Here is a 15,133-nt window from a genome sequence, read left to right as displayed (position 1 = left end):
AAAAAAAATGTGCGATCGTCTTCATTTTCGCCAACCAGCACAAAAAAGCATACGCTGTGGCCTATTTTTATCCAACAATGCAGCGTAGCGTCCCTTTTGTAGGATAAAATAAATAAGAATATCGATTGATATACGTACCCGATTAGGACTGACTAGCCATGCAACTTAATGCTCAACAACAAGCCGCCCAGCGCAATCTCTCCTATCTTCTCGCCGAGAAGATAGGCCAGCGAATCCTGTCCGGTGAATATCAGGCCGGTAGCATACTGCCGGGTGAACTCGAATTGGGAGAGATCTATGGCGTCAGCCGTACAGCGGTGCGTGAAGCAGTCAAAATGCTGGCCGCTAAAGGCATGCTGCTTCCCCGTCCTCGTATTGGCACTCGCGTAATGCCAAGCAGCAGTTGGAATTTTCTCGATCAAGAATTGCTAACCTGGTGGCTTACTCGCGAAAACTTCGAACATGTGAAAGAGCACTTCTTAGTACTACGTAACGCTCTCGAACCACAAGCCTGCCTACTGACAGCAATGCACGCCAGCGGTACCCAAAAGGCGCTCATAAATGACTTAATGCGCGAGATGCGCGAACTGAATAGCCATTTTGATCGCGAACGCTGGATCCGGGTCGATGTACAATTCCATCAACAGATCTATCAAGCGAGCGCCAACCCGTTCCTGACGTCGTTCTCTAACCTGTTTAACTCGGTCTATCAGAGCTATTTCCGTTCGGTAACCGGTAATGAGGTCGTTAAGCTGGAGCAGCACCAGGCGATCGTCGATGCCATCCTGGCCAGCGACGCACAAGGTGCCTATGCGGCCTGTCAGGATCTGTTGGGGATAGACGGAGCCTAAAAACACAACGGAAAAACTATGACCAAGACCGCCCGGAGTATGGCCGGCCTGCCCTGGATTGCGGCAATGGCTTTTTTCATGCAGGCGCTGGATGCCACCATCCTGAATACCGCACTGCCCGCCATCGCCCGCAGTCTGGAGCGCTCTCCGCTGGTAATGCAATCTGCCATTATTAGCTACACTCTGACGGTCGCCATGCTGATCCCCATCAGTGGTTGGATAGCTGATCGATTGGGTACTCGCCGTGTCTTTATCGCCGCCGTTTCGCTGTTTTCATTCGGCTCATTGCTCTGTGCCCTCTCTAGTTCGCTGGAGATGTTGGTTGCATCCCGCATCTTGCAAGGGGTCGGCGGTGCCATGATGATGCCAGTGGCCCGTTTAGCATTACTCCGCGCCTATCCGCGCGATGAATTGCTGCCGGTACTCAACTTCATCAGCCTACCGGGCTTAGTCGGCCCGGTTCTCGGTCCGCTGCTCGGAGGTTGGTTGGTCACCTATGCCACGTGGCACTGGATTTTCTTGATCAACCTACCGATCGGTATCATCGGTATTATCTATGCGCTGCGTTACATGCCCGACTTCACTGCACCGACGCGCGGCTTCGACATACGTGGCTTTATTCTCTTTGGCCTTGGATTGGTCTTATTATCGTGTGGTATGGAACTATTTGGTGAACAGGCGCTACCTCAGCCTTATGCTTGGGGAGGGGTAGCGGCTGGCCTGACTTCACTATTGCTCTACATCGTCCATGCCCAGCGCCACCCTCACCCGTTGATCGCCCTGCCACTGTTCCGTACTCATACCTTTTCGGTCGGTATCCTCGGTAACATCGCCTCACGGTTGGGCACCGGCTGTATCCCTTTCCTCATGCCATTGATGCTACAAGTCGGTTTCGGTTATAGCGCGATCATCGCTGGATGTATGATGGCACCTACAGCGCTCGGTTCAATGCTAGGTAAGTCATTGGTCACGGGGATACTGCGCCGTCTGGGATACCGTAATACGTTGGTTGGTGTCACGTCGATTATCGGGATGATGATTGCCCTGTTTGCGCTACAGACGGCCGACCTCCCACTTTGGCAGTTGATCTTACCTCTGTTCCTGCTTGGTATGTTTATGTCGACCCAGTTCACTGCGATGAATACTATTACTCTGGGTGATTTAGATGATCATAATGCCAGCTCCGGTAACAGCGTCCTCGCCGTCACACAACAACTTTCCATCAGCTTCGGTGTCGCCGTCAGCGCCGCAGTACTCCGTTTCTACGACACCCAAGTGAGTGGTACGCTGGTCAATCACTTCCATTATACCTTTATCACGATGGGGGGGGTAACGCTACTGTCAGCCGGTGTCTTCATGCTACTCAGTCGCACCGACGGAGATCACCTTCTCAAGGGACGTCATATCGCTCAACGGACGTCTCAACGCTGACAGATGCCGACGGAACCGCGCGCGATCAGTTGGGGGGTCAACACCAGGGTCTGTGGCTCCATTGTAGGATGTTGCAAACGGTGGACCAAGGTATCGACCGCCAACTCACCAAGCTCATCCTTGGGTTGATGGATGGTAGTCAGCGGCGGCGCCATATAGCGCGCCAATTCAATGTCATCATAACCGACGACGGCAACATCTTCGCCAACCCGTAAACCGGCCTCAAACAGCGCCTGATAGACCCCGACAGCCATCGCGTCATTGCCGGTAAACAACGCATGGGGCGGTTGCGCTAAGGCCAACAGTTGACGCATGGCCTGAACTCCCCCAGCAAACTCAAAATCACCAAACAGAATATACGATTCGGGGACGGGTAAACCGGCCTGTGCCATTTCATACAGGAACCCATCCAATCGTTGGCGCGACGGGGTCTTATCCTGGGGCCCCGCCAGGCAAGCGATACGAGTATATCCCCGTTCGATCAGATGGCGTGTCGCGATCTGGCCGCCGAGAAAGGAGTTATCCTGAATGACATCGTTAGGGCCATCAAACAACGCCCAGTCCATCATTACCGTCGGCATCGCCGGATAACGGGCGATCATCTCCTGTGGCGGCCGGAAATTTTCGGTACACATCATCAACAAACCATCGACCCGCTTCTGTAGCAACGTCTCCATACTCTGGCTCATCCGAGCCGGATCGCCTTCGGTGTTGCACAGGATCAAACTATAGCCGCGCTCATAACAACTACGCTCGACCCCACGTACCACCTCGGCAAAGAAGGGGTTATTACTGGTCGTCACCAGCATACCGATGGTATGGGTCTGGTTCATTTTCAGACTGCGCGCCAACGCGGAAGGAGCGTAATTCAATTGCTGCACCGCGGCCTGCACCCGTTGGCGCACACTATCGCTAACGAAGCGATTGTTATTGATCACATGGGATACCGTTGAGGTAGAGACCCCCGCTAAGCGGGCGACATCCTTCATCGTTGCCACGTACACTTACTCCTGATGGGCCTGCAAGAATGCATCGATCTCCCGGCGCCATGGTACGGAGGGTTGCGCCCCTTCGCGCGTCACGGCGATAGCGGCAGCGGCATGCGCGAAACGTACTGCGGCGGATAAGGATTGTCCCTCCAACAACGCAGTCAACAGAGCACCATTAAAGGTATCGCCGGCAGCGATAGTATCGATGGCTTGAACTTGAAATCCGGGAATGAGCGCGCCCTTTCCCTCCTGGCTCACCCACACCCCGCGCCGACCAAGGGTGATCATGACAGTGGCGATCCCCTTATCGTGCAACCAGGCAGCGGCTTGATGGGCGCTTTCATTATCCTGAACCCGAATCCCCGTCAGATACTCGGCTTCGGTTTCGTTGGGCGTGATCACATCGACATACCGTAACAACGCATCTGGGAGTTTCCGCGCTGGCGCCGGGTTGAGGACGACCTTAGTGTGATGTACCCGCGCTAACTTCGCCGCCGACAATACTGTCTCGATGGGTGACTCCAGTTGCATCAACAAGGCATCTGCCTGAGTCAGCAACGCTTGATGGCGTACCAGACATTGTGGCGTCAGCGCCGCGTTAGCACCCGCATTAATGCCAATAATATTCTCGCCATCTTGGTTAACGAAGATCAACGCCACCCCAGTGCTCTCCCCCGCTACCGTCTCAACGGCTGAGATATTCACTCCGTCGCTTGCCAATTGGCTGCGGATCCGCGCACCGATATCGTCGGCACCGACACAAGCAATGAAGGCAATATCGGCACCACTACGACCGGCAGCAACCGCCTGATTAGCGCCCTTGCCACCGAATGCCACCTGATAGCCCTTACCTGTCAGCGTTTCTCCCGGGCGGGGAAAATGTTCAACTTTGAGAATGTGATCGGCATTGATACTACCCAATACGACCAATTTGCCCGTTTGCATATTCTGTATTCCTGCTTCTCTGCCACCGCCGGGTTACCGGCGGCGGCGCTACCCGGATCCGATCCGCGGCGGATTACTTAGTCACCAGTTGCAGATCAACCGGAATGTTGGCCGGGACTTTTTCCCCTTTGATCACCTTGTCGGCGGTCTCCACACCAATCACACCGATCTGCTCCGGCTGCTGTGCCACCGTGGCCCCCAGCTTACCACTCTGCACCGCCTTTTCGCCGTCTTGCGTGCCATCGAAGCCGACTACCAAAACATCGTTACGCCCTGCTGTCTGCAAAGCACGCAGAGCACCAAGCGCCATCTCATCATTCTGCGCGAAAACAGCCTGTACCTGTGGGTGAGCGGTCAGCAAATTCTGCATCACGTTCAATCCCTTGGTTCGATCAAAGTCAGCAGGCTGACTAGCCAAAACATCGAACTTATGAGCGACAACGGCCTGTTTAAAACCTTCGCCACGCTCACGCGCCGCCGAGGTTCCAGCAATCCCTTCCAGTTGAATAACTTTGGCACCGGTACCCAGTTTTTGAGCGATAAAATCACCGGCCAGCTTACCTCCCGCCACGTTGTCGGAGGCGATATGACTGACGACATTGCCTTGGCTGGCTGCGCGATCCAAGGTGATCACCGGAATGTTGGCCTGATTAGCCATCTTCACCGCATTACCGACCGCATCAGAGTCCGTCGGGTTAATCAACATCAGCTTTGCGCCGCGTACCGTCAAATCCTGTACGTTCGCCAGCTCTTTTGCCGGGTTATTCTGAGAATCTAACACCACCAGTTTATAACCCAGTTTATTCGCTTCTTTTTGAGCTCCATCCTTCATTGATACGAAGAAGGGGTTATTTAGAGTAGACACCACCAGTGCGATAGTATCTTGTGCCAACGCGTTGGTGCTGAGAGAGGCGCTCAGCGCCGCAGCGGAGATCAGGGTCGCCAGTTTTTTCATGTTCATCTCATCGATTCCTGTAGGTAAGGTTATTTATTGCTTTTGTTGTCTACCAAAACCGCCAACAGAATCACCGCAGCCTTGACGATCATTTGGTAGTAGGAGGAAACACCAAGTAAGTTTAATCCGTTATTCAAGAAGCCCAAGATCAGTGCGCCGATCAACGTCCCCATGATTCGCCCTTTGCCACCAGCTAAGCTAGTGCCACCCAGAACTACCGCCGCGATCGCATCCAACTCATAGCCCGTACCGGCCGTCGGCTGTGCTGAGGATAAGCGCGCCACTTCGATCACCCCGGCCAAGGCCGATAATAGGCCGCATAAGGCATAAACTACGATCTTAACGCGATCGACGTTGATACCCGACAAACGCGTCGCGGCTTCATTGCCCCCCAGCGCATAGATGTAACGCCCCAAACGCGTGTGGTGCAGCATGTACCAGGCCAGAGCAAAGACAATCATCATCAGCCAAATTGGCGTCGGCACACCTAACGGGCGACCGATACCAAACCAGCCAAAGAGATCCGCCTGTTCCGAGAAGCCGGTATTAATCGGACTACCGTCGGTATACACCATGGTGACCCCGCGTAGCAGTAGCATCATCACCAGGGTTGCGATAAAGGCCTGTACATTCCCTTTGGCTACAATGATACCGGTACAGCCACCTATCGCCGCGCCCAGCGCCAGAGCTGCGCCAACGGCCAGCAGCGCGTTGACATCCAGGCCAACGATGGAGGCCGCCACCGCACCAGTCAATGCCAGTAACGATCCGACGGACAGATCGATGCCGGAGGTTAGGATCACCAGAGTCATACCAACAGCCATGATGGCGTTGACCGATGTCTGTTGCAGTATGTTGAACAAGTTATTCAGGGTAAAAAAGTTAGGACTCATGGAGGAGACCACCGCGATCAGCACCAATAAGGCGATCAGCGACTTCTGTTCCACCAGCCAGGTTTTGAGCCGGGCTTTGCTGAATCCGCCCTGATTGACTGAGACTTGGTTATTCATCGGGGATTACTCCTGCTTAACGCCGTATTGCTTGCCGACGGCGGCCGCCATCAGCACTTCTTGTGTCGCCTGTGCGATCGGGAATTCCCCGCTCAGATGCCCTTCATGCATTACCAGGATACGATCGCTCATTCCCAGCACTTCGGGCATCTCCGAGGAAACCAGGATGATGCTCAATCCATCCGCCTTAAATTGATTAATTAGTTGATATATTTCTTTTTTAGCACCGACATCAACACCACGCGTCGGCTCATCAAGAATCAATACCTTCGGGCGAGTCATCAGCCCACGTGCGATAGCGACCTTTTGCTGGTTACCGCCGGAGAGTAGGCCGATCGTCTGTTCCATCGACGGCGTCTTAATGTTGAATAATGAGATAAAGTCGCCGACCGTCTCCTGCTCCTCACCGTGTTTGAGCGATCCGTTGAGGCGGCTGAAATAGCGCAGTGCCGTCAACGACATGTTCTCTTTCACCGACATGCCCAGCACTAGGCCATCGCGTTTACGATCCTCTGAAATATAGACAATGCCATTGGCTAGCCCCTCCTGAGGTGAGCGAATCTGTACCTCATGTCCCTCCAACGTGACCGAGCCCTGAGTACGTGGCAATGCGCCATACAGGATCTTCATCAGTTCGGTACGTCCAGCGCCCATCAACCCTGAGACTCCCAAGATCTCACCGCTGCGTAGGCTAAAGGATACGGCATGCACTCCCGGTCCAGACAATTGCTCTACTTGTAACCGCAACGCGCCAGGTGCCTTATCCAGACGCGGATACTGCTCCTCCAACTTACGACCGACCATCATCTCGATCAGCGAATCTTCCGTCAGAGCATTAACGGGACGTTCAGCGATAAATTGGCCATCACGCAACACCGTTACGTCATCGCAAATTTCAAAAATCTCTTTCAAGCGATGGGAGATATAGACAATACCGCAACCCTGTGCCTTCAACTCACGGATCACGTTGAACAGTGATGCAGTCTCCGTATCGGTCAGGGCATCCGTCGGCTCATCCATGATGATAACCCGAGACTCAAAACTCAGGACCTTGGCGATCTCCACCATCTGCTGTTCACCAATGGACAATTCACCGACCAGACGATGACTGCTGTACCCCAGATTAAGGCGCGCCAACAGTCGGTCGGCCTCGGCATACATTTTTTTCCAGTCGATACGCCCCCAACGATTGGTAAATTCACGTCCTAAAAAGATATTCTCCGCGATGGTAAGCTGCGGAATCAGATTCAACTCTTGATGGATGATGCCGATGCCAGCCTCTTGAGAGGATTTCGGGCCGCTAAACGCCGTCTCCTTTCCCAAGTAGTGCAACGAGCCGGCATCTTTCTGGTAGATCCCGGTCAACACCTTCATCATGGTGGATTTACCCGCGCCATTTTCCCCCACCAATGCCATCACGCGGCCGGGATACACGTTCAATGAGGCGCCGGATAATGCCTTAACACCAGGAAAGGATTTATCGATCGCATTTAACGCCAGTAACGGTTGCATAATGGCCTCAGAAGGTCACGCCGGCATACAGCAGTACATTGGCGTAAGGGGAACATTCGCCACTGCGGATGACAGCCTTACTCTCGCCGCTCAGCACCTTAAATTGATTATGAGTGACATAATCGATTTGAATGTTATTTCCTTGGCGCTGAGCGAGTAACTGTAGCCAAGCCAGCAATTGCTGATAGACATCGGGATTACTTTGCGCCATCTCCTGCGCCAGAACGGCCCGCTCGACCTGCATCTCCGTCGTTACCGTCTCCACCACCTGCATAAAGCGTGGGACATCGTGGGTTAACGCCAAATCGATGCGCACCACCCCATTAGGGATCGGCAACCCCGCATCTCCAATGGTCACGCTATCCGTATGACCAAGACGCGCAACCAACGCCGAAACTTCAGAATTTAATACAGTGCCTTTTTTCATCGCTTACTCCACCAGCGAAACGTTTCGCTCATCTACTCAGTGTAAGGGGCGGAAGAGAGTGAACCAAGGGAAAAATAAAAAAATGTGATCGATATCGAAACGTTTCGCGGCAAAAGCGATTCAGCTAAAACAAGGTTTTAATCACAAAGGGCGCCGAAAGGCGCCCTTTACCCCGTAGTAGGCTAGCGAGAAAGCGAGTAAGACGGTTAGATCTCGACCTGCGTACCTAACTCAATCACCCGATTCGGTGGGATCTCAAATTGATCGGCGGCTTGCAGCGCATTACGGCTCAAAGCCATAAACAGACGGCCTCGCGCCTTGAGATACCAAGGCCGACGCCCCAATAGCAGCGACTCATGCGACATGAAGAAGGAAGTTTCGATGATACGACAGGGTAATCCCTCCAAGCCACAGCGGTGGAAAATCTCCTCGACGTTTGGCGTCTCCTTAAAACCGTAGCTGGCCACAACACGCCAGAACGTCGGCGAAAGTTGCTCCAAGGTCACACGCCGTACATTATGCACATAAGGTGCATCCTCAGTACGCAAGGTCAGCAGGATCACTCGCTCATGCAGTACTTTGTTATGTTTTAAGTTATGCAACATTGCCAAAGGGATGACATTCACCGCACGCGACATATATACCGCCGTACCCGGTACTCGTACCGGCGGCGATTTTTCCAGCGAGGCGATCATCGCCTCCAGGGAGTTACCGTGCTCATGTAGACGGCGCAATAAGCGAAAACGTTCACTTTTCCAGGTCGTCATGATGATGAACATCAACAGGCCCAGCGTTAGTGGTAGCCAACCGCCAGAGAGGATCTTCATCGCATTGGCACTAAACAACGGCACGTCGAGGCATAGCAACCCCAACAGCAATACGACCACGATGAAACGGTTCCAGTGCCAGTTTTTCAGTGCCACAGTACAAGAGAGCATGCTGGTAAGTACCATAGTACCAGTCACCGCAATGCCGTACGCCGCGGCCAAATTGCTAGAGCGCTCAAAACCGATGATCACCAATACCACGCTGATGTACAGCGCCCAGTTAATCGCCGGAATATAGATCTGACCGGCCTCCATGTCGGAAGTATGGATGATACGCATCGGCGGCAGATAGCCCAACCGCACCGCCTGACGTGTCAGAGAAAAGACCCCGGAAATCACCGCTTGTGAGGCGATAACCGTCGCCAGAGTCGCCAGAACCAACAGTGGGATCAACGCCCAATCCGGCGCCAATAGAAAGAAGGGATTCTTAATCGCCTTAGGATCGGTCAGCAATAATGCTCCCTGTCCAAAGTAGTTCAACATCAGAGAAGGAATGACGAACAGGAACCAGGCCAGTCGAATCGGTTTCTTGCCGAAATGGCCCATATCGGCATACAACGCCTCGACCCCGGTGATCGACAGCACTACTGCCCCCAAGGCGAAGAAAGCCAAGCTCTTATATTCGACAAAAAAATTGATCGCCCAGCGCGGGTCCAAGGCATGTAACACCTGAGGATTGGCGAGGATACTACGTCCTCCCAGGATCGCCAGCGATAGAAACCACAGCACCATCACCGGAGCAAACAGGCGCCCAATACTCCCGGTTCCGTGCTTTTGGATGAAAAACAGTAGTGTTAGCACCAACACAGAGAGTGGAACGATGTAAGGGTCGAGCGAAGGCGCGGCTATTTCCAGCCCCTCGATAGCCGACATCACGGAAATTGCCGGGGTGATAACCACCTCGCCGTAGAAGAAGCTACCACCGATCAATCCCAGGATCACCAGTGTCGCCGTCACCTTCGCCGTGGTATTACGTCCGGCCAGTGACATCAGGGTTAAGATACCGCCTTCGCCTTCATTATCAGCTCGCATGACAAAGGTCAGGTATTTCAGCGAGACAATGAGGATCTGCATCCAGAAAATCAGCGAGAGGAAACCAAAGACGATCTCTGGCTTCACCTCGAAGCCATAGTGTCCGGCGAAGCACTCGCGCAGTGTATAGAGGGGACTGGTACCGATATCACCGTATACCACGCCGATAGCTGCCAAGGTCACTGTGGTCAGTGAGCGTTTCTGTTCTGTACTCATAACATTTTTCGTTGTGAAATTTCCGTCAGCCATAAATGCGCTAACATCCCGAGCGCAGATAAAGGTTGCACAGTATGCATAAATACCCTCGCAATCCCACCGTAAAACCCGCAAGAATATCGTCGATTATGTAACAAACAGCATGGCGTGTCGGTACACAAGACTCTCTCCTAACCACACCGGTATGGGCGAAATAAAGCTGGTCATATACCTTATAAATAGATACAACAAAATCATCCATGTCATGAATAGAGATTAGTATGACGCAACCACGCCAATTGGCCGAACGTATTTCTCGGCTGAGCCATGCACTGGAGTCAGGTTTGTATGAGCGGCAACAGGCGGTACGTCTATGTCTGTTGGCAGCACTGTGCGGCGAGAGCGTGTTTTTGCTCGGTCCGCCAGGCATCGCTAAGAGCCTGATCGCACGCCGGCTCAAGTTCGCCTTTCGCGATGCGCGCGCATTCGAATACCTGATGACCCGCTTCTCCACCCCCGAAGAGGTATTCGGTCCCCTCTCCATCCAGGCGTTAAAAGATGAAGGGCGTTATCAGCGTCTGACTCAGGGCTACCTACCCGAGGCGGAGATCGTCTTCCTCGATGAGATCTGGAAGGCAGGACCGGCTATCCTGAATACCTTATTGACTGCCATCAACGAGCGTCGCTTCCGCAATGGTGAGTGCGAGGAGGCGATACCCTTACGCTTACTAGTAACAGCCTCAAACGAACTGCCGGAGGCCGATGGCGGACTAGAGGCATTGTATGACCGCATGCTGATCCGTCTGTGGCTGGACAAGGTACAGGAAAAGAGCAATTTTCGCGCGCTGATCTCTAGCCATCAGGACGACAGCCATAACCCGGTACCCACCAGCCTCAGCATCGGTAGCGAAGAGTTTCAACAATGGCAACAACAATTGCTCAGCGTCACCCTACCGGATAGCGTCTTCGAACTGATCTTCCAGTTACGCCAGCATATCGATTCACTGGAGAACGCGCCCTATATTTCTGACCGACGCTGGAAAAAAGCAGTTCGTCTCTTACAGGCCTGCGCTTTCTTCAGCGGACGCAATAACGTCGCACCGTTGGATCTGATCCTACTAAAAGAGTGCCTCTGGCATGATCTGCCCTCTCGCCAATTGCTAAACCAGCACATTCAGTTGCTCCTGACTCAACAGGCCTATCATCAACAAGCACTGCTGTTGCAAATTCAACAACTAGAGACACAGTGGCTGCAACGCCAACGTGACTATCAACAGACTCGAGCCCTAACACTGCAAACCAAAGCCGGACTCTTCAACCGTAAGCCGCAACACACCTTGCCGGAAGAGCTCAAGGCATCACAGACGACGCTACTACTGCTACAACCGCTACGTCTGCATGACATGCAGGTCACTCATCTAGTCATCGAGACGGCGGCCCTTAGCCGCTGGCTCCAGAAGGGCGGTGAGTTACGCGCCCGTCTCAATGGAATCGGTTTTGCCCTAAGCGTCGACGTTGTTGTTACCGCCCAGCATCAGTTGGAAGTACGCGACATCAGCCAGCAATCCAGTCTACTGAGCTTACCGGGTGACGCCCACCAACGGGCGAGTGACGACATTCTGACTGGCCTTGATACACTACGCCAAACGTTACAGCAACAGCGTCAACAATTCGCCAGCCAACAGCCTTGTCTCTTCGTCTGTCATGAGTGGTTGGCACAAATCGAAGCTAGCCTACTCGAAGTCGAAGAGCACCTTAACGCGCTGGCCGCGCGCTTGCAGGGAGAAACTATCTGACATGCCATCACTCGAGGCCGTCGAAGCCTTCCTGGTCATGAATGAAAGCGAGTTGCTGCAAGACTTTTTAGTCGGCCTCATCGCCGCTCCGCAGTTGGCGGCATTTTTCGAGAAGCACCCGCGCCTACGTCACCTCATTGATCGGGAATGGCCCGGTTGGCAACGACGGCTGCGTAAACGGATCAGTGAAACCAATGTGCCCGATGACTTGGCGCAAGAATTCACGCTGTACCAACATCAACTTCTCTTGGGGAAGGGGGAGTTCATCCGCAGTCTACCCGCGACACTCACCTGGCTTGCACACCAGAATTCGCCCTTTCACCACGAGTCTCATCAACTGTGCCCGCAAGGCCGTGTTCCCCACAGTGACAGTTTCCGAGCACTGTTTCTACAACGCTGGCGCCTCAGCCTGGTCGCACGCACCCTGACACTCCATCACCAAGTGATGGAAGAGGAGCGCGCGCTGCTACAGCAAGAGCTCCAACAGCGCCTACAACTGAGTGGAGCCCTCGAACCAGTATTGGCTGAAAATGAAAATGCCGCCGGACGCCTGTGGGACCTCAGCCGCTCAACACCTCAACACGGTGATTATCAGTTGTTGGTACAGTATGGCGACTTCTTAGCCGGACAACCTGAGTTGCAGCAATTGGCTGAACGCTTAGGGCGCAGTCGCGCCGCTGAAGCTAAAGAGGAAACCGATAGTCAGCAAGAGATTCGCCATGTTCTGTTGCGAGAACCCTCCGTGATGCCAGAGGAGGTCAATGGTATCCACCAGAGCGACGAGATCTTACGCCTCATGCCAAGCGAGCTCTCGATTCTGGGATTGAGTGAGCTGGAGTATGAGTTCTACCGTCGCTTACTGGAGAAACGACTGATGACTTATCGTCTGCAAGGCGACGCCTGGCGAGAGCAGCCGGTACAACGCATGATCACTTACCATCACCATCAACAGCAACCTAAGGGGCCTTTCATCGTTTGTGTCGATACATCAGGCTCAATGGGAGGATTCCATGAACAGTGCGCCAAAGCCTTTTGCTTGGCATTGATGCGCATCGCGCTGGCCGATAATCGCCGTTGCTACATTATGTTATTTTCCAGCGATATCGTGCAGTACGAACTCACCGCAAATGATGGCATCGATCAGGCGATCCGTTTTCTCAGCCAACGCTTTCGCGGTGGAACCGATCTTGCCCGTTGTCTGGTACAAACTACGACCTTGTTACAGCAGCCGACTTGGCAACTGGCAGATGCAGTGGTGATATCCGATTTTATCGCTCAACGTTTACCCGAAGAGACGCAGCGAGAAATCAAACAGTTGCAAAAACAGAATGGCCACAGCTTTCACGCTGTGGCCATGTCGCCACATGGCAAGCCCAGCATAATGAAAGTCTTTGATTATATTTGGCGCTTTGATAGCAGTATTAAAGGGCGCCTGCTGCGACGCTGGCGCCGTTAGATCCAGGAAACTAGAGGATCGCAGGGATCTGCTGGCGCAGCGCTGGCGGCCATACGCCACACTGTACCTGGCCGATATGTTGTTGTTGCAACAGTAACATCACCAAACGGGACTGACCGATACCACCGCCGATGGTCTGCGGCATCTCACCACGTAACAGCGATTGATGCCATTCCAGAGTCATACGATCTTCATCGTCCGTGAGCGCCAACTGGCGCTTCAATGCCTGCGCATCTACGCGGATCCCCATCGAAGAAAGCTCAAAGGCATCCTCCAGCACCGGGTTCCACACCAAAATATCGCCATTCAGACCACCAAATCCTTCGGCACCCAGCGATGTCCAATCATCATAGTCTGGCGCTCGCACATCATGCGCTTGGCCGTTCGACAAGCGCCCACCAATCCCCATTAAGAATACCGCCCCCAATTCGCGGGTAATAGCGCGTTCACGCGCCTTAGCATCCAGCTCAGGATAACGGCGCAATAATGTCTCGCTATGAATAAAGTGGATCTCTGCCGGTAAGATAGCCGTTAAGCCATAGCGTTCGCATACCTCTAGCTCCGTTGCCTTCATCGCCGCATAGATCTGACGCACCGTTTCCTGTAAATACGCCGGAGTACGCTCGCCATCGCCCATGACCCTTTCCCAATCCCACTGATCTACGTAGACCGAATGGATGGCGGATAGGCGATCTTCATCAGGGCGTAAGGCTTTCATATGGGTATATAACCCCTCGCCCGGGGCAAAGTCATAGATCCCCAGCGTCTTACGTTTCCACTTCGCCAGCGAATGCACAACTTCGAAGGTCTCCTGCGGCAGGTTCTTGACCTTCACTTGAACCGCTTTTTCATGACCGGACAGGTTATCTTGCGTACCGTCGCCTAAACGGCTCAGGATAGGCGCTTGAACTTCGATTAAGCCAAGACGCTGCTCCAATTGACGAGAAAAATGCTGCTTCACAAAGCTGATCTGTTGTTGTTTTTCAATATAGTATTTTTTCATGACTACACTCACTACCTGTCTGTCCTGTTGCTATAGATTAAGCAACAGAAGCGGTACGGAATTCAATAATCAACAACAAATATCGCCTATTGGCTTTTAATCATTCATTATATGGCGACATAAATTGATAATTCTTCAAAAATAGAGGGTAAAAATGGCAGAAATTTATCCGATCGATAATCTCGATCGCGGCATCCTTAACGCACTGATGAAAAATGCTCGCACTCCCTATGCCGAATTAGCCAAAAACTTTAACGTCAGTCCAGGAACGATCCATGTACGAGTGGAAAAGATGAAGCAAGCCGGCGTGATCACCGGTGCCTGTGTGCAAGTTAGTCCGAAGATGTTGGGCTACGATGTCTGCTGCTTTATCGGCATCATCTTAAAAAGCGCCAAAGACTACCCTTCCGCCTTGGCGCGCCTGGAGAGCCTGGATGAGGTGGTCGAGGCCTACTACACCACTGGTCATTACAGTATCTTTATTAAAGTGATGACCAAATCCATTGAAGCGTTACAGCATGTACTTATCAACAAGATTCAAACTATCGATGAGATCCAATCGACAGAGACCCTGATCTCGCTACAAAACCCGATCATGCGCGACATTACCCCCTAAGGCCGAATCAACGATCCCTTTTCATTCCCATATTATCCACAGCTAGATCCCAGCAAATTCGCAGCGTACAATAGCGCCTCCGAATCAC

General features: G+C 53.0%; 13 protein-coding genes. 5 read left to right on the top strand and 8 right to left on the bottom strand.

Annotated elements, in window-relative coordinates; genetic code table 11:
- The first annotated feature begins 158 nt into the window (after nt 1-158).
- Entirely contained in the window at nt 159-851 is a 693-nt protein-coding gene (locus tag EHO01S_RS04645; protein WP_024522869.1) for a FadR/GntR family transcriptional regulator, read from the top strand.
- An 18-nt stretch (nt 852-869) separates the two neighbouring features.
- Entirely contained in the window at nt 870-2,282 is a 1,413-nt protein-coding gene (mdtD, locus tag EHO01S_RS04640; protein WP_024522868.1) for a multidrug transporter subunit MdtD, read from the top strand.
- On the opposite strand, the gene rbsR is transcribed toward mdtD, so the two are convergent.
- From rbsR to kup, 7 genes are all read right to left on the bottom strand, one after another.
- Nucleotides 2,273-3,280: a ribose operon transcriptional repressor RbsR gene (rbsR, locus tag EHO01S_RS04635; RefSeq protein ID WP_024522867.1), complete on the bottom strand. Its 1,008-nt coding sequence runs from the start codon at nt 3,278-3,280 to the stop codon at nt 2,273-2,275. The genes mdtD and rbsR overlap by 10 nt on opposite strands.
- Nucleotides 3,281-3,286: 6 nt before the next feature.
- On the bottom strand, nt 3,287-4,216 hold the full coding sequence (gene rbsK / locus EHO01S_RS04630; RefSeq protein WP_024522866.1) for a ribokinase: 930 nt from the start codon (nt 4,214-4,216) through the stop codon (nt 3,287-3,289).
- A gap of 73 nt (nt 4,217-4,289) precedes the next feature.
- Entirely contained in the window at nt 4,290-5,177 is an 888-nt protein-coding gene (rbsB, locus tag EHO01S_RS04625) for a ribose ABC transporter substrate-binding protein RbsB (protein ID WP_024522865.1), read from the bottom strand.
- A gap of 23 nt (nt 5,178-5,200) precedes the next feature.
- On the bottom strand, nt 5,201-6,181 hold the full coding sequence (rbsC, locus tag EHO01S_RS04620) for a ribose ABC transporter permease (protein ID WP_024522864.1): 981 nt from the start codon (nt 6,179-6,181) through the stop codon (nt 5,201-5,203).
- Between the two features lie 6 nt (nt 6,182-6,187).
- A complete protein-coding gene (gene rbsA, locus EHO01S_RS04615; protein ID WP_024522863.1) occupies nt 6,188-7,693 on the bottom strand; it encodes a ribose ABC transporter ATP-binding protein RbsA in 1,506 nt (501 codons plus the stop codon).
- A gap of 7 nt (nt 7,694-7,700) precedes the next feature.
- Entirely contained in the window at nt 7,701-8,120 is a 420-nt protein-coding gene (rbsD, locus tag EHO01S_RS04610) for a D-ribose pyranase (protein WP_024522862.1), read from the bottom strand.
- Nucleotides 8,121-8,326: 206 nt separating this feature from the next.
- Nucleotides 8,327-10,195 (bottom strand): low affinity potassium transporter Kup, encoded by a 1,869-nt coding sequence (gene kup / locus EHO01S_RS04605; RefSeq protein WP_024522861.1) that lies wholly within the window; start codon nt 10,193-10,195, stop codon nt 8,327-8,329.
- A gap of 260 nt (nt 10,196-10,455) precedes the next feature.
- Between kup and ravA the strand changes: the two genes are divergently transcribed.
- Both ravA and viaA read left to right on the top strand, forming a co-directional pair.
- Nucleotides 10,456-11,970 carry an ATPase RavA gene (ravA, locus tag EHO01S_RS04600; RefSeq protein WP_024522860.1) on the top strand — a complete coding sequence of 505 codons (1,515 nt, stop codon included), beginning with the start codon at nt 10,456-10,458 and terminating at the stop codon, nt 11,968-11,970.
- A 1-nt stretch (nt 11,971) separates the two neighbouring features.
- Nucleotides 11,972-13,426, top strand: coding sequence for an ATPase RavA stimulator ViaA (gene viaA, locus EHO01S_RS04595; protein ID WP_024522859.1), 1,455 nt, complete (start codon nt 11,972-11,974; stop codon nt 13,424-13,426).
- A gap of 10 nt (nt 13,427-13,436) precedes the next feature.
- On the opposite strand, the gene asnA is transcribed toward viaA, so the two are convergent.
- Nucleotides 13,437-14,429: an aspartate--ammonia ligase gene (gene asnA, locus EHO01S_RS04590; protein WP_024522858.1), complete on the bottom strand. Its 993-nt coding sequence runs from the start codon at nt 14,427-14,429 to the stop codon at nt 13,437-13,439.
- A 154-nt stretch (nt 14,430-14,583) separates the two neighbouring features.
- Here asnA and asnC point away from each other — a divergent pair, with 154 nt between their 5' ends.
- Nucleotides 14,584-15,045 (top strand): transcriptional regulator AsnC, encoded by a 462-nt coding sequence (gene asnC / locus EHO01S_RS04585; RefSeq protein WP_024522857.1) that lies wholly within the window; start codon nt 14,584-14,586, stop codon nt 15,043-15,045.
- Nucleotides 15,046-15,133 lie beyond the last annotated feature (88 nt).

Origin of the sequence: Edwardsiella hoshinae NBRC 105699 = ATCC 33379, assembly GCF_000474215.1 — a bacterium.
In the GTDB taxonomy this organism is placed as follows: Bacteria; Pseudomonadota; Gammaproteobacteria; order Enterobacterales; family Enterobacteriaceae; genus Edwardsiella; species Edwardsiella hoshinae.
This window is presented reverse-complemented; position numbering and strand designations above follow the sequence as displayed.